Below are 19,172 nucleotides of genomic sequence, written 5' to 3'. Positions count from 1 at the left end.
AGTCCCAGTCTTCAGGCCCGCATCAATGCTCAGTTTCAGCAACTGCTCTGCGCCCTCTTCACCGATACGTTTTCTGAACCGGGTCATGCTGGTCGGATCCATCGGCACTTCGTGCTGAAAGTACTGCTCGCCGCAGAAGTACTGCACATAGGGTGAGTCGAGCCAGCGCTTCACACTGGCCTCGTCAGAGAGCTTTTCCATGTGTTTGATCAAGTGCAGACCAACCATCATCCGAGTCGGTAATGGGGGACGCCCGGGACCGGACTTGTGGAGCTCGCCGAAATAGGCTTCACAGGCCTCCCAATCAATGCGGTCGGCCAGCAATACCAGTTCATGCTTCGGGTCCACAATATCGATCAGTTCTGGGCGAAACAGATTTCTCTGCGGTTCATGCTCGATGGTCTTGGGCTTCATAACTACAAGGTTTTGATATTTTTTGCCGAAAACGTTGTAGCCATTTTACCGAAAAACAGCTGGAAACGCAGCATTCATGCGGGCTTCTCTATTGTTCAGGGCCGACAACGGCGGTAAGCATCAATTTGCTTCCCAAGCGGGATAACACGCATCACCCCAGTGCTCCGCCGCCTTACACGAGAAATTGTAAAGCAAGACCTGAGACCATTGACTCAATTGCTTGGTATGGCCTGAATGATCTCGGACTGGATTTGTTCACCGCCGAACTTTACTTCCTGAACCAAGTCATTCAAATCCTGTTTGCGAAACCAGTCGTGAGCGTAGACTCGAGTCAGACTGCCGAAAATCTGGCCACCCTGAGCCGGCCCTATCGGTACAGACACAGCAGCAAGTTCGGGATTGTTGCGACCTGCGGTGTACACGTAACCGCGCTGTTTCAGCATTGTCAGATAAGCCCAGAATTCTTTCCAGGTACTCCCCAAGCCAGCTTCCTGTATCGCGGGTGCATTTTCCAGATAGAGATTCTGTGCCCGTTGCAGAGGTAGAAATGCAAGAATGGAGAGGCTGGCGGCATTGCGGAAAAGTGGCACGGTAACTCCTCGCCCGTGCACAAGGCTGATTTGATCCTCTCCCGAGCGAATGTATTCTGGACCCTCTGAGTGCAGGCAAATTACGCGACCTTCAAACAAGCCACAGAGTCGAAGTACCGAGTTGGGTACTTCCTCCGCCTTTTTACGCATCACCTTCTGTCCAACGTGAATCAAGGGATCCGACAGTTGCAGTGTTCTGTCCAGTTCGACCACTCTGGGGCCGACGCCGTAGTAGCCTCCCCCGATGGTAGACAGGAGTCCGATATCGGTTAATGCTTCAATGTAACGGTAAGCAGTCGCGGGTGAGCAACGCAGACTTTCAGTCACATCTTCGGCTTTTATTCTCGGCTTCGCAGGAGAAAGCAGCTTCAGTATCGACAGTGCTTTCTGGATACTGGTCTCGAAACGCGGTTTTCTGTCTGTCTCGGCGTGAGACACATGATTCACCAGATTTTCCGGTACTGACAGGTTCTTCTTGGTCATAATTCTATCAATCAGTTACGTCAATTCTTTGGTTCCGCCAACGGGCTCTGAGGCCAATTCGCGGGAAGTGAAACAAAAGAAGCATTCAGATCACGGATATCCGGACATCCAATCAGCCCGATGACACGCCGAACTTCATCAATGAGTATTTCCAGAACACGCTGTGCACCTTTTTCTCCGTCAACGGTCAGGCCATACAAGGGAGCTCGACCAACGAGTACTGTCGTCGCACCCAAAGCCAGCGCTTTTACGATGTCACTGCCGCGACGAATGCCACTGTCCAAAAGCACCGGCACCCTGCCAGCAACCTGTTCGGCGATGGCGGGTAGCGCATGAATGGGTGCAATCGCAGAATCTAGCATACGCCCGCCATGGTTACTTACAATAATGCCGTCAACACCGCAAGCAATCGCCCTTTCTGCGTCTTCGGGTCTCAAGATACCCTTTATCATCAACGGACCTTTCCAGAGTTTGCGCAACTCTTGCAAGTCTTCCCAGGTAATACAGTCCGATTTCGGCATGGCGCGGCCCATGGGAGCAGAGGTGAACCGGGTCCTGAACTCCTCTGGCATATTCTCATATCTGGGCAATCCGGTTGACATCGCGTAGCGCCCGATGACGCCGGCCAGCCAGCGCGGATGACTGACACAGTCAATAACATTCCGATGAGTCAGTCGAAACGGCAGGGTGAAACCATTACGGAAGTTGTATTCCCGGTTGGAAGGCACAGGGACATCGACTGTAACGACCAGCCCCTGGAACCCAGCGGCCTCAGCTCGACTGACCAAATCCTGTGACGCTTTCTTGTCTGGCCAAATATAAAGCTGGAACCATTTGTTGGAGTTCTCCACCTCCGCAATGGTTTCCATGGCGGTCAAAGAACCGGTGGCCAGTGTTTGCGGCAGACCTACTTTGGCTGCCGCGCGAGCCAGTGCAAGCTCGCCTTGATAGGCCATCAGTCCCGCTGCACCTGTCGGAGCAATTGCGATCGGTGCGGCAAGTTCTCGGTCAAACAGAGAAACCCTGGTAGAGCGTTTCGAAACATCCACCAAGGTGCGGGGAACCAGCTTGATGTCTCGCAGAGCCTGAGCGTTACTGCCCAGCGCCACCTCATCCTCAGTTCCCCTGTCTACGAATTCAAACAAGCCCTTGGGCAAGCGTCGTTTAGCCGCCAGCCGATAGTCCTCGACATTGTACATTAAGCCATCCTCGATAATTCGCCCGGGCGTCACCACCCAGGACTGCATTCTCTTGTTGCGTCAGCCGCATCCCTCAGCTAGTATTTATCACAACTGAGGAATAATCAACTTTTCTCAGTATAAAAGAAAACATAAATTTTTGCATAAAATGGTGATTCCCATGAAAAACAATCACAGCTATCCAAAAGGGAATGGAAGCCTCTGGAAAGTTATCTCCACCATGGCCTTTGGCTTTGCCTCGGTCACATCAACAATTGCACTTGCTCAGGACTCAATTCCTGACGGCCCAGTGTCAATCAACGTTGCCTACGCTCCCGGCGGCAGTACAGACCTGATGGCTCGTACCCTGCAGGGACCATTCTCGGAAGCATTGGGACACTCTGTCGTCGTCGAAAACCGACCCGGTGGCAGCACTATCATAGGCACTACCCATGTCATCAATGCTGAGCCAAATGGTCAGACATTGCTGTATGGCACCAACGCCACACTGCTGAATCAGATTCTGCGCGACTATGACGACTACGATCCGCTGACGGACCTTTCTCATGTCGGGATCGCGGCAACTCAATCCCTTGGCGTGCTGGCGCATCCCAGTCTTGGCGTTGACACCATTGAAGAACTGGTAGAACACGCTCGGGCAAACCCTGGTGATGTCAACTTTGCGTCCTCCGGTAACGCTTCCTTGCAGCACATTGCTGGCGAAATGCTCAACGCTGCTGCAGATATCGACATCACGCACATTCCCTATACTGGAGCAGGTCCGGCCATGACAGACCTTGTTGCGGGCCGTGCGGACATCATGATTACCTCTTTGTTGGGTGCAGGTGACTACCTTGAATCTGGCCAGCTCAAGCTGCTTGCTACAACCGGTCCGGAACGAACTCAAGCTTATCCTGATGTTCCCACAGTAGCTGAAGCAGGCTACCCTGAGTATGCAGCGGTCTCATATCAGGCGTTCTACGCCCCCAGAGACACACCGGAGTCCATCATTGATCAACTGAACTCGGCTCTGAGCCAGGCAGCAACTGACGAACTGGTGGAACAGGTCCTTGAGACAGGCCTTGAATTGCACATTACCTCGCCGTCAGAAATGACCGAGTTCCTGCGCAACGAAGCGGAAAGATACGAAGCTATCATCGAAGAAGTTGGCATATCCTTGTAAAGCCCATCATTCTTCATTGACGTAAATCGGGGCCTCTGCCTTTCGGCAGCCGGCCTCGACCCTCTATTCTTCAGACAGGGGTTCGTCCATGCGGTCCATCAACCAGTCCGATTTCACCGGTGGTCTTGTGCTCACACTTCTTGGTGCGGCCACGACCGGTTATGCCTGGATAGAACTGCCAATCGGCACTGTTCGACAAATGGGACCCGGCTTCTTCCCGGCGGCCATCGGACTGCTGCTTTTTTTCATCGGTGTATTTATTGCGCTGGGCGCTCTGAAAAGCTCCGACCGACTACCAACCTTCGAACTGCGCTCGGCTCTGGCCGTTATTGCCGGCCTTGCGGGTTTCGCACTGACCATCGATCGGTTCGGGCTTGTCCCCGCCATTTTTGTACTTACCCTGCTGAGTAGTTTTGCCAGTCAGAAACTCAATTGGCGTGTCAGCCTCCTGATCAGCGTCATCTTGTGTGTCCTCGCATGGGCAATTTTTCTGCAGGGGTTCAACATGCCAATTCGACTGTGGAGATGGCCTTTCTAATGGAATTTTTCAGCATTCTGGGCGACAACGTCGCACTTGGGCTGGCCACCGCGCTAACGCCAGAACACCTTTTCTATTGTGCGCTCGGTGTCTTTCTGGGCACGCTGGCCGGAGTGATTCCAGGCATTGGCACGCTGGCAGCAATGTCTCTGCTATTTCCTCTGACTTTTTACCTTAGCCCGACAGCTGCACTGGTCATGTTAGCCGGTATCTACTACGGCACCACCTACGGTGGCTCTACGACCTCAATTCTACTGAATCTGCCTGGGACACCCTCTGCAGCGGTAGCCTGTATTGACGGCCATCCTATGGCCAGTCAGGGGCGCGCAGGTGTCGCCCTCCTGATCACCACAATCGCTTCATTTGTCGGTGCCACAGTAGGCATCCTGCTCATGATGCTGTTTTCACCCATGATCGTATCAGTCGCATTGCAGTTCGGCCCTACCGAGTACTTCTCGCTAATGGCTCTGGGGTTGATTGTGGCAGCGACCATGTCAAACGAATCGCCACTAAAGGGTCTGGCAATGATTCTGGTGGGTATCATCGTCGGGCTGGTTGGGCTTGATATCTACACCGGTGCAGGGCGCTTCACATTCTCGTCGCCTACTCTGTACGATGGGATCAGCATCGTCGCACTGGCGATGGGACTATTCGGCGTTTCCCAGATCATCGGCAGTATCCGTTCAGCTGAAAGCAAGGTTTCGAATATCCAGAAAATCACTATTCGATCCATGCTTCCGACGCTCACCGAGTGCCGTCAATCGGTCAAGCCTCTGTTTCGCGGCGCCGGCATCGGATCGTTCTTCGGCGCACTGCCGGGCTCAGGGGGGACCATAGCGTCATTTGTGGCCTACGCCACTGAGAAAAAGATATCGAAAACACCTGAACGCTTCGGACATGGGGCTATTGAGGGGCTGGCCAGCCCGGAGTCGGCCAATAACGCCGCAGACCAAACTGCGTTTATTCCGACGATGGCTCTTGGCATTCCCGGCACAGCGAGTATGGCCATGATGCTGGGCGTGCTGATGATCCATGGCATATCGCCTGGGCCGAGTCTGATGTCCAATTCTCCAGACTTGTTCTGGGGTCTTATCATGAGCTTTTGGATAGGCAACTTGCTGCTCTTGCTTATCAACATTCCCATGATCGGTCTCTGGGTGAATCTGCTGCGAACTCCGTACCAGTACCTTTACCCCGGAATCCTCATGTTCATCTGTCTGGGCACCTACAGTGTGTCCAACAGCACCATAGATCTCTGGCTGGTCATCCTGTTTGGGCTGGCAGGCTACGCGCTGCTGCGCTTGAACTTCACTCTGCCCCCTTTGTTGCTCGGCTTTGTACTGGGGCCTCTGATGGAAGAAAACTTTCGCAGAGCCATGTTGTATTCACGCGGAGATCTTTCAACCTTTGTGACACACCCGATCAGTGGCAGTTTTCTGGGGCTCGCCGTAGCCATTCTTGCGACTTCCTTCTATCTCTCGGCGCGCCGAAAGCGGCTGAAGGAAGCGCCGGCTCCGTAACAGCGGATGCCGGCGTTGCAGGAATAACGGGTCAGCGCAGCGGAAAACCGAGCCTGTTCAGGGCCTCTGCAAGCCGGTCACGGCCATTGAGCGACTCCGGCCCCCTGACTCGGTTGCCAGAGTGAATTGACCACTGCTTGCGGTCCATATTCTGAGATTGATAGAACCGCAGCGATTCCAGGTCATAGGCCTCCACATGTTCAGCCAACCCGGCGGCGTCATATTTTTCCCTGTGCCAGACGGCTGCCTGAGGCAGGCGGGGCTTGATATGTGCCGGTTTGGTTTCGTCCGGGTACCCGATACACATACCAAAAACCGCAAAGCACCGATCCGGCAAACCAAGAAGCTCAGCCACTTCTTCCGGATGATTCCGCAGTCCGCCAATGTAGACCAAACCCAAGTCGAGCGATTCAGCCGCAAGAGCGGCACTTTGCGCGGCAATGGCAGCATCAATGACGGATACCAGGAATACCTCCAGATAATCCACACCCTCTGCACTGATTCCCTGATCAGCAGCCGCCTGATGAAGGCGCGACAGGTCAGCCAACCAGACCAGTTGCACCGGCGCGGACGCCACATGCTTCTGTCCCCCCGCAAGTTCGGACAACCGGCTTCTGGTCTCCGCGCTTTCCACGGAAACCACGCTCCAGGCCTGCAGGTTGGAGGATGTCGAGGCCGACTGTGCGGCCGCCACCAGAGACTCAATAGTACCCTCAGGCAGTGGCGTGTCACGATAGGCTCTAACGGAGCGGTGCTGCAAGAACAGGGGATCCAGCACAGCAGAGAGATTAGCTTCGACTGACGCCTCGCCATAGCGCTCACGTACCAATGCATCACGGTCGTACATGTTCATACACACTATTCCTCTAAGTAATTCGAGCCCGGAGTTTCAGCTCCGGGCAGCCTTCGGACTCAAGCTGACGAAGCGGCTCAAGCAGATGCGCTTATTTTGCCTGGAAAGCCCGGTTCGAATACCTGGTCAGCCATTACCTGGCAGCGGATCATCATTCGGGCCTCATCAGGGCCATAGTCCGCAACGGCCTTGTGCAAAGTGCCAATGTTGTCCCATATCAGCACATCTCCCTCTGCCCAGTGGTAAAAGGTGGTGTAGTCATCTTTCAGTTGGTGCTCGAAGAGGAACGCAAGAATTCGGTCACTTTCGACTTCCGGCAACTCATTGATTCGAATGGCGTACCCCGGGTTGGCATAGAGCACCTTGCGTCCGGTAATCGGATGCTCCATAAAAATCGGATGCACCGACGGTGGCCGTTTTGCCTTCTGCTCGGCTGTCAACGGCGCTCTGCCGGATCCACTGGTCACCATTTTCGACCAGAACTTGTTGAAGTCGTGGGTAACTGTCATACCTGCCAGATCAGACTTCAACTCCTCCGGCAGACCCTCATAGGCAAAATGCATGTTGGCAAAGCCCGTATCACCCAAGGGTACGCCATTGCGCTTGGGTACATGCAGAGCGTGCAGCACGTTTGCAAAACCGATCATCCGGTTGTAGGACATATCGGTGTGCCAGTCCTGCCCTGCATCGGAAAGACCCAGTGGCACGCCATTCTTCTTCATGTTCGACAGCGTCATGACTTCAGGGTGGACTGGGTCATTGTAGGTACCACTTACCGACGTCTGCAGTCCGCCAAACATTCCGGAAAACCGTTTCAACTCCGCCGGCCCCAGACTTTGGTGTGGAAAGGACAGGTAACCATGCTCGCCAAGTGCCTGAACCAGAACCTTGAAGGTTTCCACTGACAGTTCTTTTGACAGGTCCAGGCCGTTAACTACAGCGCCAACACTCTGGCCTGTCGGTTTGATTTCAAGACCCATAACACACCTCCAAGGGGTTTTGATCGAATGATGGTTGATTATGTTATCATGTTGTCATAACATTTAAAACATTCCCGCAAATTGCGGCCTTGCAACACGGCCATCATCAGTGAAGGGGTGAGAATTGGATCATTATATGGTCACCCAAAGTGGCAAAAGTCTTCACCATCAGGTGATGGAAGACTTGCTGCGCAGAATTACGGTGGAACTGTCGGGCGATGACATGCTGCCCAGCGAGAAGCAGCTTTGTGCCGAATATGGTGTCAGCCGCATAACAATCCGCGCGGCCATTGCCAAGCTGGTGGACAGGGGCCTGCTGTTTCGAAAGCGCGGGGTCGGTACCTTTGTCACTCGCAGCGACAACAGCTCCAACCGCACTTTCAACCTGATTGGGTATCTGGACGAGATTCAGTCCCACACCTATGACATTGTCTGCGACAGAGCGATACCCGCCAGCGAACCCATCGCAAAACACCTCGATCTCAGTACTGGTCAAGACGTGCGGCACATCCGAAGCGCCGTCAAACGGAACGGTGAGGTCATCACTGTTTCGGACTCGTACACACCCGACACGGCTCAAGCTCGCATAACTGCCCATGACTTCAATGCTGGCGTCCCTACTTTTCATGCCCTCAGTCAACGCCTCGGCATCAAGCTGGACCATGCCGCGCAGACCCTGTGTGCGACTGCGGTACAAAAACCCTACTCCGACCTGCTGGGCGTGGCGGATGGCACACCCGTGATAAAGGCAGACCGGATCTATCTCACACGCGATGACAAACCTGTGCAGTTCGTAGAAATTCGCTACCACCCAGAGCGTTTCCAACTGTCGGTAGACCTGATTCTGCGTGAAAACACCACCCTGAATTTCCGACCGGATTCGTCGCGGAATTCCATCTGAGAGCCAAGTTCAATGCGTTATGTTTCATACCTGGATTCAGATCAAACACCGTGCTGGGGCGTCGTTACCGACTCCAACGACATAGTTTCAAGCACTCAGCTCGGACTTGTGGCACCAACACTCAAGAAGGCCATCGCCTCCGGCGAGCTTGCCAGCCCAAACCGTTTGAACCTCGATTCAACACCGACCCTGCGGTTGGATGAGGTACAACTTCAGCCGGTCATACCGGACTTCGGAGCCATGTACTGCACCGGTCTGAACTACTCCGATCACGCTCGAGAAAGCGGCAAGGAAGCGCCTTCCGCGCCACGTATTTTTGTCCGACTCCAGAACTCTCTCGTAGGACACGATCAGTCGATCATTGCCCCCACTGTCAGTGAACACTTCGACTACGAGGGCGAACTAGCCGTGGTGATCGGCAGGTCCGGGCGGCACATTCCGGAAGAGGAAGCGCTGGCGCATGTCTTCGGGTATACCTGCTTCATGGATGGCTCGGTACGAGACTGGCAGAAAATAACCACCACACTGGGCAAAAATTTCGAGCACTCGGGCGCCCTGGGCCCCGCCATCATGCCCGCATCGCATGTCCCGGATGTCCAGGCCCTGACGCTCACCACCCGCCTGAACGGCCGGGTCGTGCAACAGGCCAATACCCGCGACATGATTTTCTCCGTGGCGCAATTGATCTCCTTTGTATCAACAATGATCACGCTGCAACCCGGCGACATCATAGCCACGGGAACACCGGATGGCGTCGGACAGAGCCGAAACCCACCTCTATGGCTCAAGATCGGTGACGACATCTCTGTGACTGTAGACGGACTGGGCACCTTGGCCAACAGGATAGACGCATGACACATGTACAGACGAGTGACTATACAGAATGCCAGATGGCGCTATTCAAGGTTGCCCGTGCGCTGGACACCCACAACCCGGAGCTCGCAGCCGCACAATTCTCGGAGCAGGGCACCTGGACCTGGAAAGGCCAGGTGCTGCAGGGCCGCAGCGCCATCGCCAAGGCCCTGGCAACCCGCGACCCGGAGGTCCTGACCCGGCATGTGACCAGCAACCTGGTTTGCGAGTTGTCGGCCCCTGATACAATCCAGGCGATCTGCACCCTGATCACCTTCAAGGGTGAAGCTTCGGATGCCGGGCAGCCTGCGCAACTGGGGCCCCCTGTGTCCATACTCGATTATCACGACACGTTCGTATACGAAGACGGCTGCTGGCGCATCTTCAAGCGCACCTCGCAGCGGGTATTTGCCGCGTGATCAGCGCCTATCGGAGTCCTTGATGGCGGCCGGACAGCGACTGCTGACCAATGCCGGTATTGTCGGCGGACTGCTGCTGTTTCTTTTCATGGGCTATCTGAACCCTTTCTTCACGCTTTACGTCAGCGCACTGGGGGGCACCAGCGCCGATATCGGTTTTCTTGTAATGCTCCGCGGTGCCGCTGCAATCGCTATCTCATTGCCTGCGGGTTACCTTATCGATCGCACGGGCGTATTCCAGGTACTGAGCATTGGCATGATCGGCATGATTGCCGCCTTGCTCCTGATGGTGGTGGTCAATCCGAGCTACTGGATCCTGGGTCTGTCGCAGATCTTCTACGGCATCAGCACCACCATACTGGTCACCGGCTTCCAGGTACTGGTGGCCGGCGGGGACAGAGACACCCGCAACCGATCCATCAAGAGATATGCCATGTGGGTCGCCGCCGGCACCATGGTTGGCCCCCTGCTGGGGACCCTGATACTCGGCGCCAGCTCGGACCCCCTGACAGGCTACAGAAATGCGTTCAGTTTCTCCGCCATCTGGTCTGCCCTGGGGCTGGTCGCACTCATCCTGCTCGGCCGCAACCAGCGCAAACCTGAACCCCTGCATACGACGTCCTCTGAAGGACCCTGGTCCCAGTTGATCAGCGGCAGCCGCCTGCTGCTGGATATTCGGGCCGTTCAGGCAGGGCTGATCATCACCTTCATCATCATGTTTATCCAGGGGCTTTATTTCAGTTTCGTGCCGCTTTATTTCCAGCACAGCGGCTATTCAAGCCAATGGATCGGTTTCAGCTTGGCCGCCTATGGGTTTGCCGGAATGACGGTGCGCGTCATGATTCCCTGGCTGACTCGATTGCTCGGACTGATGCCCCTGTTGCTGCTGGCCGGCGCAATCTCGTCACTGTGCATTCTGATCATGCCGCTGTCCGCGACCAGCCCATTGACCGGACTTGCATTGATGCTGGTGATGGGGGCTGCGGTCGGGCTCAACCTGCCGATCAGCATCATGTTGATGGTGGACTGGGTGAAAGGCCCGGACCATGGAAAGCTGATGGGCTGGCGCCTGTTGGTCAACAGAACGGCCCAGATGCTGAGCCCGCTGATGTTTGGCCTGGTCGCCCAGGCATTCGGACTGGTCTCGGCTTTCCTGTTCAGTGGGGTCTTGCTGCTGATCGCCATGGCCGCCTTCTATATCATCATTCGCCGCACCGACAAGGAAACACAGCATGTTCTATAAGATGTCCGAAGGGCATGGGCTGCCTCATGACCCCTTCAAAGCCATATTGGCACCCCGACCAATCGGCTGGATTTCAACGGTGGATGTCCACGGCGTGCACAATCTGGCCCCTTACAGTTTCTTCGGTGCCGTATCCAGCAACCCCCACATGATCGGTTTCTCCAGCGAGGGCCTGAAAGACTCGGTGGCCAATGCCAAGACGTCCGGCGAATTTGTCTACAATGTGGCCAGTATCGATCTGCTGCATGAGATGAATACCACCTCACAGGGCGTCGCACCAGAGATAGACGAATTCAAGCTGGCCAACCTCGACTCACTGCCCTGCAGCCTGGTGGCCCCCAGGCGTGTCGCACAGGCCCCGGCCTCCATGGAGTGTCGCGTGGTGCATTGCACCCAGTTGCAGGGTGTGGACGGCAAGCTTACCCAACGATACATGGTCATCGGACAGGTACTTGCCATTCACATCCGTGACGACCTGCTTGCAGAAGGCCGGTTCAATACAGCCGGGGCAAACCTGCTCGCGCGCTGTGGCTATCGCGACTACACCGCGGTGGAAAAGGTTTTTGAGTTGCACAGGCCATCGGAAAAACAGGGGAACAGTCAGGGTCCCTCATCATAGCGTCGCAGCAGCAAGATAGTCTGGACAAAGCGGATGGCCCATTGTTGAAAGCGAGTAGCCCTCGCACAATTCACGCGGTATCCCACTGATATGATCACATCCAGATTAAAGTGGTCGATCTGATAGATCTTGCCATAAGCTGCAGGCTGTGCATTTTTTGCAACAACTACCTCCTGGTCCAATTCCCATTCCCGAAAATTGTTTTTCAAGTGACGTGAAATAACTGACTTGTCCCGACCGAACAGTTCCACTAGCTGTCGCAAAGTCAGCCAGAGGGTCTCTTGGTCCCTGTCCAGCCGGACCTCGCCCTGGTGCCGGATTTCCTCGCGCAGGAAGAACTGGACGAAGGCAAGCTGGTGATTCCCTGGGATGCACCCATGACAGGCACCGGCAGCTACTACATGGCGATCCCGGAACACAAGTTCGAACTGGAGAAGATCCGGGCCTTGCGGGAGTGGATTCGGGAGCGGTGCTGATCAGGGACTGCCCTGCTTCGAAAAATGGAGGTTAATCAATGCGGCCTGGTTCGTGCACTATTTCTGTGGCTTCACCCTTCAGGTTCGCTGCCGTTCGCAAGCATGTTCATAACCAGCCGGATCATGGTGTCCTTGTTGGACGGGTCTGACTCGGCCACCAGCAGTGTCAAAGCAGCCAGACCAACATCATTGATCACCGGCTCACCTGATTCATTCAGCAAGCGACCATTGCGATGGAGAAAGTCCACGAACAGGAAGGCCGCGCTGCGCTTGTTCCCATCAGAGAACGGATGATTCTTGATCACAAAGTACAACAGATGCGCAGCCTTCGCCTCTACACTGGGGTACGCCGGCTCACCAAACACACTCTGGTCAAGATTGCCCAGCAATGAGGCCAGACCTTCACCTCGGTCTCGCGCAAACAGGTCTGTCGCCTCACCCCGTGCCACCAGTTCAGCCTTGAGGTTGTCCAGCGCCGCCCGCGCTTCAGCCAGCGAGGGCAGGCTGCCACCTGCCTGTGCCTGCGGATCGGTCAGTAGCCCCTCGTCGTAGCGCTGCAGCAGCAAAAAGGTCTGGGCATAGCGGCTGACGATGTCCACCAACCCTCGACCACTGGTGGTATCCAGTTCGGGACTTTGTGCGGCTTTTCGAACAAGCGCCAACGCAGCTTCCAGTTCACGGGCATTGGTTTCGAAGCGTTCACGGTTGATGGTCCAGCCTTGGGTCAGGTGCTCACGAAGCACGCGAGTGGCCCAGATCCTAAACCGGGTCGCCCGAGCGGAACTGACTCGATATCCAACCGAGATTACGGCGTCCAAACTATAGTGCTTGCGCTTGCGCCTGACCTCGCGCTCACCCTCAAACTGAACTTGTAAGAAATCCTTACAAGTTGATTCCTCTGTCAGCTCACCTTCCTGATAGACGTTTTTCAGGTGCATGGTGATGTTTTGAGGCTTGACGTTAAACAGCTCCGCCATTTGAGACTGAGTTAGCCAGACAGTCTCCTGAGCCTTGTCCAGCCGAACCTCAACTGTGCTGTCTTCGCCCTCGTAAATGAGAATGGGACTTGAACTCGCCATTCAACCTCCCTGCTCTGGTTTCAATGTCATACTGCCGCTGCACAAAGCTGTGATTCCCTTAACGCGTTGGTGACTACCCATTATTCAATGCTACAGCAATGGCTCTTGTCCACCTACCTGCTTGGCGCTGCCAACAGGCTCCTTGCTAGCCAAACTACCTTCGAGGCTAGTGCCAGGAATTTATGCCGGTTAGTATGACTGAATTAACATGCAGCAATTCCGGTGCAGTGCAGATTATGGATGAACTCATAGACCAGTTGAAACAGTTCCGCGACGAACGGGACTGGCAGCAGTTCCACAACCCCAAGGATCTCGCTCTGGCGCTCAGTATCGAGAGCGGCGAGTTGCTTGAAGCCTTCCTCTGGAAAGCGCCGGAAGAAGCTGATAGGGAAAAGGTGAAAGAAGAGCTGGCTGACGTCTTTGCCTTCGCATTGTTGCTGGCCGACGCTTACGATTTCGACGTCCGCGAAATTGTCCTCGACAAGATCGGAAAGAACGCCAAAAAGTACCCTGTCGACAAGGCCAGAGGTACCTCCAGGAAATACAACGAGCTATGACTGAGCAGCGTCATGTTGAAGTCCGTCGCTACCCCTTCTCCCGGCAATCGCTGGACTTGATCAGTGACGACCACTACGCCAGCAACCAATGGCCGCTGGTCTACATTCTGAGTGACGATGCCAGCAAGCGTGCCTACATTGGAGAAACCACCGATACGCTGACTCGTCTCAGAACGCACCTGAAAAACGACAAGAAGCAGAGTCTGACCGTTGCGCATTTGATCAGCAGCGAACGCTTCAACAAGTCGGCTACGCTCGATATTGAATCCACGCTGATCAAGTACATGGGGGCGGATGGCAATTACCAGCTTCTAAACGGCAATCTGGGCCTTGTCGATCACAACTATTATCAGAAAGACGAACTCTATGCTGATATTTTCCGGGAAACCTGGGACAAGCTCCGGGGTGCGGGCGTTACCATCCACTCGCTGGACTCCATCGACAACTCCGATGTGTTCAAGTACTCACCCTACAAATCGCTCTCTTTCGATCAACGACAGGGACTTCTGGGCATCATGTATACCTTGCTGAGTGACGACTGCCAAAACCTGATAGTCGAGGGTGGTGCGGGCACCGGCAAGTCAGTGCTGGCCATTTTCCTGTTCAAACTGCTGAACAGCGATACAGAAGAACTCGATCTGAGAGATTTCTCCGATGAAGAGGCCGAGTTGCGCGACCTGCTGAAACAACTCAAAGAGAAATATCCCAAGCCCGATATGGCGCTGGTAGTGCCCATGTCCTCATTCCGACAAACACTGAAAAAAGCGTTCCGGAACATAGCAGGCCTCAGTGCAAACATGGTTATTGGCCCCGCAGAGCTGGCCAACAAGAAATATGACATTGTGTTGGTCGACGAGTCTCACCGCCTGCGCAAACGGACCAATCTGGGGGCTTACTACGGCACCTTCGACAAGGTCTGCGGAAAACTGCAACTCGACAAGCACAGCTGCAGCGAGCTGGACTGGGTGCTGTTTCAGTCTGACAAGGCCGTGTTCTTCTATGATGAAAACCAGTCCATAAAGCCGTCCGATGCAAATCCCAGCGACTTCAGTCACTTGAAAGCGGCAGAGTCCACTCAGGTCCAGACACTGCTTTCCCAGTTCCGTGTCCGCGCCGGCAACGCCTATACGAAGTTTGTTGATGACCTGCTGCACCAGCAGCTTGAGCCCGGCCAGCAATTCAGGTCAAAAAAGTACGAATTTGAGATCTTCGACAACATTCAGGACATGGCTGATCATATTAATGAAAGAGAGCGTCAGCATGGTCTGTCCCGATTGATTGCCGGCTTTGCCTGGCCCTGGATATCAAAGAACGATGACACGCTCTTTGACATAGAAATCGGCGATAAGAAGCTGCGTTGGAACAGAACTACTGCGGACTGGATCAACACAACAGGGGCTGAGAACGAAGTCGGATGCATTCATACCACTCAGGGATACGACCTCAACTACGCCGGCATCATTTTCGGCGAGGAGATCCGCTACGACCGTGAGCACGATGAAATCATCATTGATCAGGACAAGTATTTCGACCGCAACGGCAAACAGAGCATCAGAGCCCCTGCAGAACTGAAGCAATACATTCTGAACATCTACAAAACCATCATGCTGCGCGGCATACACGGTACGTTTGTTTATGCCTGTGACAGCAACCTCCGTGACTACCTGAAGCGGCACATTCCCACGCACATCAACGATGCCGACACTAAATCCTCGAAAGTCGAGAAGCTGGAGCCTTACGTCAACGCTGTGCCTGTTTATAACATTCAGGCCGCTGCTGGTTCATTCGGTGAACTTCAGCAAGTGAACCAGGAAGACTGGGCTGCAGTGCCTCCGGGCACGCGACTGACCGAAGATTACTTTGCCTGCAGAGTTGTTGGCGAGTCGATGAATCGTATCATTCCCAATGGCGCGCTCTGCCTGTTCAGGAAAGAGCGCGGCGGCAGTCGCAACGGCAAGATTGTGCTGGTGGAATTCAGTGACACCATTGATGCAGACAGCGGCTCCCGCTATACCGTCAAGGAATATGTAAGTACAAAAATCGAGGACGAGACGGGCTGGCAGCACCAGAGGATTTTGCTCAAACCACGATCTTTCAGCGCCGAGTTCAATACGATCGAAGTATCAGATGATGCGGATGTTCACTTCCGCGTTGTGGGTGAATTCTTGAGCTTGCTGGAGTAATGACATCAAGCGATCAATTCACACCTTCACAGCGGAATAACACACCTCAGTCCAGTGCTTTCCAATGCTGGTCCCGTTCCTTTCTCTGACGTTCTTTGAGGCTCTGACAGTTCATCTACTTCACCATCCCTGGTGTCACAATCTGACTCTGTTAGGTCATAAAGCCAGACCTGAGTGCAGTCGGCGTCAACTTGGCTGTCGGCGGCAAGGCCTTGGTGCAGCTCTGCAGACTCTTGGCGATCACCATGCCCTGCGCAGCTGTTCGTGCCCAGAGAATGGTTCCAAAGAACCCGGAGCTGGGGCGCCTGACCATGGAGGCAGTTGCAGCAGCCATGATCAGGGCGTAGGCTAGATGACTATACCCAGTGACTATGGTTTGAAAATGAAGCAAGAACACGTGTCAAAGTCGCGATTCAAGGCCATGGCCCTCGAATATATGCGCCGGGTCGAGACGTCCGGAGAATCCGTTGTGATCACCGATCGCGGCCAGCCAACGGTCGAAATTCGCCGCTATCGATCTGATCGGCGGTCACCCCTGGAGACGCTGAAGGGAAGCGTGGTTGACTTTAATGCGCCAACAGATCCTGTGGCAGAGGACGATTGGGAGGCGGTGTCTTGATCGTTTTGGACACCCATGTGCTCGTGTGGTGGGTCAATGGTAGTGGCCAGCTCTCCCTGAATGCAAAAAATGCCATTGAAGATGAACGCGTCTCTGAAGAGGGCCTGGTTCTGGTTTCCGCCATTTCGGCCTGGGAAATAGCCATGCTGGTCAGGGCTGACCGGCTGACTCTGACCATGTCTGTCGACGACTGGCTCGACACCGTGGCCGCGATTGAGGGTGTTCGATTTGTACCAATAGACAATGAGGTAGGCGTGGAATCGACCCGACTACCAGGTGCATTTCACAAAGACCCTGCGGACAGAATGATCGTGGCACTGGCCCGACACATGAACGCCCCCCTGGCCACTGCAGACAACAAGATACGAGCCTACAAACATGTAAAGTCCATATGGTAGTGAGAGGGCATCAACCAATTGGCGCGCCTGATCCGACAAGGTGTCCCGCCAGTGGGCCGTTGACTCCACACGGATGGTGGCACCCAGGCTCTGAAGCCACCATTGCATGGCCTGACCCTCACTGACGCGGGCTAGCTGCAGCTCCGCATCAACAATCAGTAACGGATTTCTTCCGTTTTTTGAGGCGCAGGGCGGCATTGCGCACCGCAGCCATTTTTTCCGGTCGCTTCATGCGTTGCCACTGCCGGATTTCCACCGTGGTGCGCCCGCAGCCGATACAGACATCCCCGGACAACTGGCAGACGTCAACACAGGGGCTTTCAACAGCCTTCGCCATATCAGTGCCGACTCCTTCTCAGTTGCGCAAGCCGTGCCTGCCAGTTGCCCGCCTGGGCCCGGGCGCAGGCTTCTTCATTGTCAAACTGCACGCAGGCGGTAAGGTCCGGCACTTCAATGTCGGCTTCTGCCAGCGCGGCCTGGGTCAGTGCTCGCATGCGTTCGCCTTGGCCGCCAGCCAGTGCGTTGTCCAATGAGTCCTGGCTGTCGAAGATCCAGGTCACCCGCAGGCCGGCCGGGAAGTCCTCACCTCCGGTGTCGTGCGTCAACCAGATGAAGCCGGGGACTTCGGCCTTGGCCGTCTCGCAGGCCTCCGTCAGTGCGGCCACGAGCTGGCGTTCAAGCTGTTTCGACTGGCGTTTGGTCAAGGTCATTGATTGCATTCTGCTACCGGGAACCGATCACTGGCCCAATGGTGCAGGATCAGGGTTGTGACAGGCAAGCAGGAATCAGGGTCATGCAAAGCGGGTGGGCATTGATGTCAGCCAAACCGAGGAGGACACTTCAATGCTTGCGCATGGGCGGCCGTTGCAGGCGCGCAGCGGCCCGCCAGAGCCATTCCACCGGGCCGTAGTGAAAGCGCTGCACCCACCAGGTCGACAGAGCCAATTGGAAGCCCCAGATCAATATCACCACGCCGAGTTGCCCGGTCCGAGGGACCTGGCCGAAAAGACCGAGGCCGAAGCCGTAGAAAAGCGCGGTGCAGATCACCGACTGCAAAAGGTAATTGGAAAGGGCCGTGCGACCCACGGCTTCCAGCGCCCGGCCCAGCAAACCCGGGCGCAGCAACTTGCAGGCCAGCACCACCAAACTCATGTAGGCCAGGGCAACCAGCGGCGCGGCAATATAGTTGAACTGGCCGCCGACGAAATAAGTCCAGGCAAACGCCCAGTCGGCCGCCTCGCGCTGCTGCACCCCCAGGATGATGAGCGGCAACCCCAGTGCCAGACCGGCCACGGCCAGCCTACCGTAAAACCTGGTGGATTTGAGCCCGGAAAGTACGCCGGTGCGGTAGAGCGCCATGCCGATCAGCATCAGACCGCCAGCCTGCCAGAACATCTGCCAGGGCAAAACGTTGACCAGATACAGAGTGAAATCCTCAAAGCGCTGGGCCTGCTGTTCCGACCAGGTTCCGACATAGGCCGCCAACTGGGCTTCCGTCCACGGCGAGTCCGGCGACCATATCGTCATGCTAATGCCTTCCCGGGCGGCTTCTGGCCAATATTCGAAGGTGGCGTAATTGAATATCCCCAGCGCTACCGGGAGCAGATAGACCAGGCCACCGACAATCAACAGCGTGCGCGGCCTTAAGCGCAAGAACAGATAGACCAGCAGCGCGCACAAGGCATAGACGAACAGGATATCGCCGTACCAGACCAAAAACCCGTGCGCGGCCCCGATGACACCCAGCACCAGCGTGCGGCGGTAATGCAGGGCGGCCGCCGAATGCCCGGCGGCACGTGCCTTTTCAGCCATCAGCGCCACCCCGGCGCCGAACAGAATCGAGAACAGCGCAATGAACTTGCTGTCGGCAAAGACGTGGCTCAAAAGCCACACCAGCCCGTCGGCACCTTCCATGCTGCCGAAAAGATGGGGGTTGAGATAAGCCACCCCGGGCATGGAGAATGCCTGGATATTCATCACCAGAATGCCCAGCAGAGCCACTCCACGAACCCGGTCCAGCGTCTCGATCCGATTGCTTTGCATGACTCGATTCCCTGCTTGATATCTGCACAAGAATGCGGCGGATC

Annotated in this window: 23 protein-coding genes; 13 read left to right on the top strand and 10 right to left on the bottom strand. The window is 55.3% G+C overall.

Annotation, left to right across the window (positions count from 1 at the left end; all coding sequences use genetic code 11):
- From E4656_RS11225 to E4656_RS11215, 3 genes are all read right to left on the bottom strand, one after another.
- The coding region (locus E4656_RS11225) for a transposase (RefSeq protein ID WP_135483346.1) at positions 1-414 on the bottom strand (414 nt) is incomplete at its 3' end.
- Positions 415-626: 212 nt separating this feature from the next.
- Positions 627-1,487: an IclR family transcriptional regulator gene (locus E4656_RS11220; RefSeq protein WP_135483345.1), complete on the bottom strand. Its 861-nt coding sequence runs from the start codon at positions 1,485-1,487 to the stop codon at positions 627-629.
- A 20-nt stretch (positions 1,488-1,507) separates the two neighbouring features.
- Complete coding sequence (locus E4656_RS11215) at positions 1,508-2,686, bottom strand: alpha-hydroxy acid oxidase (protein WP_135483343.1); 1,179 nt, start codon at positions 2,684-2,686, stop codon at positions 1,508-1,510.
- Between the two features lie 160 nt (positions 2,687-2,846).
- Between E4656_RS11215 and E4656_RS11210 the strand changes: the two genes are divergently transcribed.
- The 3 genes from E4656_RS11210 to E4656_RS11200 all read left to right on the top strand — a co-directional run bounded on the left by E4656_RS11210 (position 2,847) and on the right by E4656_RS11200 (position 5,906).
- On the top strand, positions 2,847-3,848 hold the full coding sequence (locus tag E4656_RS11210; protein WP_167856032.1) for a Bug family tripartite tricarboxylate transporter substrate binding protein: 1,002 nt from the start codon (positions 2,847-2,849) through the stop codon (positions 3,846-3,848).
- Positions 3,849-3,936: 88 nt separating this feature from the next.
- Complete coding sequence (locus E4656_RS11205; RefSeq protein WP_135483340.1) at positions 3,937-4,386, top strand: tripartite tricarboxylate transporter TctB family protein; 450 nt, start codon at positions 3,937-3,939, stop codon at positions 4,384-4,386.
- On the top strand, positions 4,386-5,906 hold the full coding sequence (locus tag E4656_RS11200) for a tripartite tricarboxylate transporter permease (protein WP_135483338.1): 1,521 nt from the start codon (positions 4,386-4,388) through the stop codon (positions 5,904-5,906). Before E4656_RS11205 ends, E4656_RS11200 begins: the two co-directional genes overlap by 1 nt.
- A gap of 31 nt (positions 5,907-5,937) precedes the next feature.
- Here E4656_RS11200 and E4656_RS11195 read toward each other — a convergent pair whose 3' ends face one another.
- Together E4656_RS11195 and E4656_RS11190 are read right to left on the bottom strand one after the other, a co-directional pair.
- Positions 5,938-6,759 (bottom strand): nitroreductase family protein, encoded by an 822-nt coding sequence (locus E4656_RS11195; protein ID WP_135483336.1) that lies wholly within the window; start codon positions 6,757-6,759, stop codon positions 5,938-5,940.
- Between the two features lie 77 nt (positions 6,760-6,836).
- Positions 6,837-7,739: a TauD/TfdA dioxygenase family protein gene (locus E4656_RS11190; RefSeq protein WP_135483335.1), complete on the bottom strand. Its 903-nt coding sequence runs from the start codon at positions 7,737-7,739 to the stop codon at positions 6,837-6,839.
- Positions 7,740-7,875: 136 nt separating this feature from the next.
- Between E4656_RS11190 and E4656_RS11185 the strand changes: the two genes are divergently transcribed.
- Genes E4656_RS11185 through E4656_RS11165 form a run of 5 tightly spaced genes read left to right on the top strand, consistent with a single transcriptional unit; the run spans position 7,876 to position 11,773 of the window.
- On the top strand, positions 7,876-8,640 hold the full coding sequence (locus E4656_RS11185; RefSeq protein ID WP_135483333.1) for a GntR family transcriptional regulator: 765 nt from the start codon (positions 7,876-7,878) through the stop codon (positions 8,638-8,640).
- Between the two features lie 12 nt (positions 8,641-8,652).
- Positions 8,653-9,495, top strand: a complete 843-nt coding sequence (locus E4656_RS11180) for a fumarylacetoacetate hydrolase family protein (protein ID WP_135483331.1) — start codon at positions 8,653-8,655, stop codon at positions 9,493-9,495.
- Positions 9,492-9,911, top strand: a complete 420-nt coding sequence (locus E4656_RS11175) for a nuclear transport factor 2 family protein (RefSeq protein ID WP_135483329.1) — start codon at positions 9,492-9,494, stop codon at positions 9,909-9,911. The genes E4656_RS11180 and E4656_RS11175 overlap by 4 nt, the downstream gene beginning before the upstream one ends.
- 22 nt (positions 9,912-9,933) lie before the next feature.
- Positions 9,934-11,154 (top strand): MFS transporter, encoded by a 1,221-nt coding sequence (locus E4656_RS11170; RefSeq protein WP_167856031.1) that lies wholly within the window; start codon positions 9,934-9,936, stop codon positions 11,152-11,154.
- Positions 11,144-11,773 (top strand): flavin reductase family protein, encoded by a 630-nt coding sequence (locus E4656_RS11165; protein WP_135483325.1) that lies wholly within the window; start codon positions 11,144-11,146, stop codon positions 11,771-11,773. Before E4656_RS11170 ends, E4656_RS11165 begins: the two co-directional genes overlap by 11 nt.
- Here E4656_RS11165 and rhuM read toward each other — a convergent pair.
- On the bottom strand, positions 11,755-12,024 hold the full coding sequence (gene rhuM / locus E4656_RS20755; RefSeq protein WP_420812684.1) for a RhuM family protein: 270 nt from the start codon (positions 12,022-12,024) through the stop codon (positions 11,755-11,757). The two genes, E4656_RS11165 and rhuM, sit on opposite strands and share 19 nt — an antisense overlap.
- Positions 12,025-12,054: 30 nt before the next feature.
- On the opposite strand from rhuM, the gene E4656_RS11155 reads away from it, so the two are divergent.
- Positions 12,055-12,249, top strand: coding sequence for a LysR substrate-binding domain-containing protein (locus tag E4656_RS11155; RefSeq protein WP_205849177.1), 195 nt, complete (start codon positions 12,055-12,057; stop codon positions 12,247-12,249).
- A gap of 71 nt (positions 12,250-12,320) precedes the next feature.
- Here E4656_RS11155 and E4656_RS11150 read toward each other — a convergent pair whose 3' ends face one another.
- Positions 12,321-13,328: a virulence RhuM family protein/type II toxin-antitoxin system death-on-curing family toxin gene (locus tag E4656_RS11150; RefSeq protein ID WP_135483323.1), complete on the bottom strand. Its 1,008-nt coding sequence runs from the start codon at positions 13,326-13,328 to the stop codon at positions 12,321-12,323.
- A gap of 236 nt (positions 13,329-13,564) precedes the next feature.
- Between E4656_RS11150 and E4656_RS11145 the strand changes: the two genes are divergently transcribed.
- The 4 genes from E4656_RS11145 (at position 13,565) to E4656_RS11130 (ending at position 17,085) form a co-directional block, all read left to right on the top strand.
- Positions 13,565-13,885, top strand: coding sequence for a nucleotide pyrophosphohydrolase (locus tag E4656_RS11145; protein WP_135483322.1), 321 nt, complete (start codon positions 13,565-13,567; stop codon positions 13,883-13,885).
- Positions 13,882-16,068 carry a DNA/RNA helicase domain-containing protein gene (locus tag E4656_RS11140; RefSeq protein ID WP_135483320.1) on the top strand — a complete coding sequence of 729 codons (2,187 nt, stop codon included), beginning with the start codon at positions 13,882-13,884 and terminating at the stop codon, positions 16,066-16,068. Before E4656_RS11145 ends, E4656_RS11140 begins: the two co-directional genes overlap by 4 nt.
- A gap of 352 nt (positions 16,069-16,420) precedes the next feature.
- The gene (locus E4656_RS11135; RefSeq protein ID WP_240753964.1) at positions 16,421-16,687 is read left to right on the top strand and encodes a type II toxin-antitoxin system Phd/YefM family antitoxin; all 267 of its coding nucleotides are present in this window, start codon (positions 16,421-16,423) and stop codon (positions 16,685-16,687) included.
- The gene (locus tag E4656_RS11130) at positions 16,684-17,085 is read left to right on the top strand and encodes a type II toxin-antitoxin system VapC family toxin (protein WP_135483318.1); all 402 of its coding nucleotides are present in this window, start codon (positions 16,684-16,686) and stop codon (positions 17,083-17,085) included. Before E4656_RS11135 ends, E4656_RS11130 begins: the two co-directional genes overlap by 4 nt.
- 148 nt (positions 17,086-17,233) lie before the next feature.
- Here E4656_RS11130 and E4656_RS11125 read toward each other — a convergent pair whose 3' ends face one another.
- From E4656_RS11125 to E4656_RS11115, 3 genes are all read right to left on the bottom strand, one after another.
- Positions 17,234-17,422, bottom strand: coding sequence for a DUF1289 domain-containing protein (locus tag E4656_RS11125; protein WP_135483316.1), 189 nt, complete (start codon positions 17,420-17,422; stop codon positions 17,234-17,236).
- A gap of 1 nt (position 17,423) precedes the next feature.
- Positions 17,424-17,795, bottom strand: a complete 372-nt coding sequence (locus E4656_RS11120; RefSeq protein ID WP_135483314.1) for a hypothetical protein — start codon at positions 17,793-17,795, stop codon at positions 17,424-17,426.
- A 130-nt stretch (positions 17,796-17,925) separates the two neighbouring features.
- Positions 17,926-19,128 carry a DUF418 domain-containing protein gene (locus tag E4656_RS11115; RefSeq protein ID WP_167856029.1) on the bottom strand — a complete coding sequence of 401 codons (1,203 nt, stop codon included), beginning with the start codon at positions 19,126-19,128 and terminating at the stop codon, positions 17,926-17,928.
- Positions 19,129-19,172: the final 44 nt, after the last annotated feature.

Source organism: Natronospirillum operosum, from assembly GCF_004768465.1.
GTDB lineage: Bacteria > Pseudomonadota > Gammaproteobacteria > Pseudomonadales > Natronospirillaceae > Natronospirillum > Natronospirillum operosum.
Note: the sequence above shows the minus strand (reverse complement) of the source record. Positions and strands in the feature narration are given on the sequence as shown.

Excerpts from the sequence above, each read along its gene's own strand:
- E4656_RS11220 (WP_135483345.1), bottom strand. The coding sequence starts at position 1,487 with ATGACCAAGAAGAACCTGTCAGTACCGGAAAATCTGGTGAATCATGTG.
- E4656_RS11215 (WP_135483343.1), bottom strand. The coding sequence starts at position 2,686 with ATGTACAATGTCGAGGACTATCGGCTGGCGGCTAAACGACGCTTGCCC.
- E4656_RS11210 (WP_167856032.1), top strand. The coding sequence starts at position 2,847 with ATGAAAAACAATCACAGCTATCCAAAAGGGAATGGAAGCCTCTGGAAA.
- E4656_RS11205 (WP_135483340.1), top strand. The coding sequence starts at position 3,937 with ATGCGGTCCATCAACCAGTCCGATTTCACCGGTGGTCTTGTGCTCACA.
- E4656_RS11200 (WP_135483338.1), top strand. The coding sequence starts at position 4,386 with ATGGAATTTTTCAGCATTCTGGGCGACAACGTCGCACTTGGGCTGGCC.
- E4656_RS11195 (WP_135483336.1), bottom strand. The coding sequence starts at position 6,759 with ATGAACATGTACGACCGTGATGCATTGGTACGTGAGCGCTATGGCGAG.
- E4656_RS11190 (WP_135483335.1), bottom strand. The coding sequence starts at position 7,739 with ATGGGTCTTGAAATCAAACCGACAGGCCAGAGTGTTGGCGCTGTAGTT.
- E4656_RS11185 (WP_135483333.1), top strand. The coding sequence starts at position 7,876 with ATGGTCACCCAAAGTGGCAAAAGTCTTCACCATCAGGTGATGGAAGAC.
- E4656_RS11180 (WP_135483331.1), top strand. The coding sequence starts at position 8,653 with ATGCGTTATGTTTCATACCTGGATTCAGATCAAACACCGTGCTGGGGC.
- E4656_RS11175 (WP_135483329.1), top strand. The coding sequence starts at position 9,492 with ATGACACATGTACAGACGAGTGACTATACAGAATGCCAGATGGCGCTA.
- E4656_RS11170 (WP_167856031.1), top strand. The coding sequence starts at position 9,934 with ATGGCGGCCGGACAGCGACTGCTGACCAATGCCGGTATTGTCGGCGGA.
- E4656_RS11165 (WP_135483325.1), top strand. The coding sequence starts at position 11,144 with ATGTTCTATAAGATGTCCGAAGGGCATGGGCTGCCTCATGACCCCTTC.
- E4656_RS11150 (WP_135483323.1), bottom strand. The coding sequence starts at position 13,328 with ATGGCGAGTTCAAGTCCCATTCTCATTTACGAGGGCGAAGACAGCACA.
- E4656_RS11145 (WP_135483322.1), top strand. The coding sequence starts at position 13,565 with ATGGATGAACTCATAGACCAGTTGAAACAGTTCCGCGACGAACGGGAC.
- E4656_RS11140 (WP_135483320.1), top strand. The coding sequence starts at position 13,882 with ATGACTGAGCAGCGTCATGTTGAAGTCCGTCGCTACCCCTTCTCCCGG.
- E4656_RS11135 (WP_240753964.1), top strand. The coding sequence starts at position 16,421 with ATGACTATACCCAGTGACTATGGTTTGAAAATGAAGCAAGAACACGTG.
- E4656_RS11125 (WP_135483316.1), bottom strand. The coding sequence starts at position 17,422 with ATGGCGAAGGCTGTTGAAAGCCCCTGTGTTGACGTCTGCCAGTTGTCC.
- E4656_RS11120 (WP_135483314.1), bottom strand. The coding sequence starts at position 17,795 with ATGACCTTGACCAAACGCCAGTCGAAACAGCTTGAACGCCAGCTCGTG.
- E4656_RS11115 (WP_167856029.1), bottom strand. The coding sequence starts at position 19,128 with ATGCAAAGCAATCGGATCGAGACGCTGGACCGGGTTCGTGGAGTGGCT.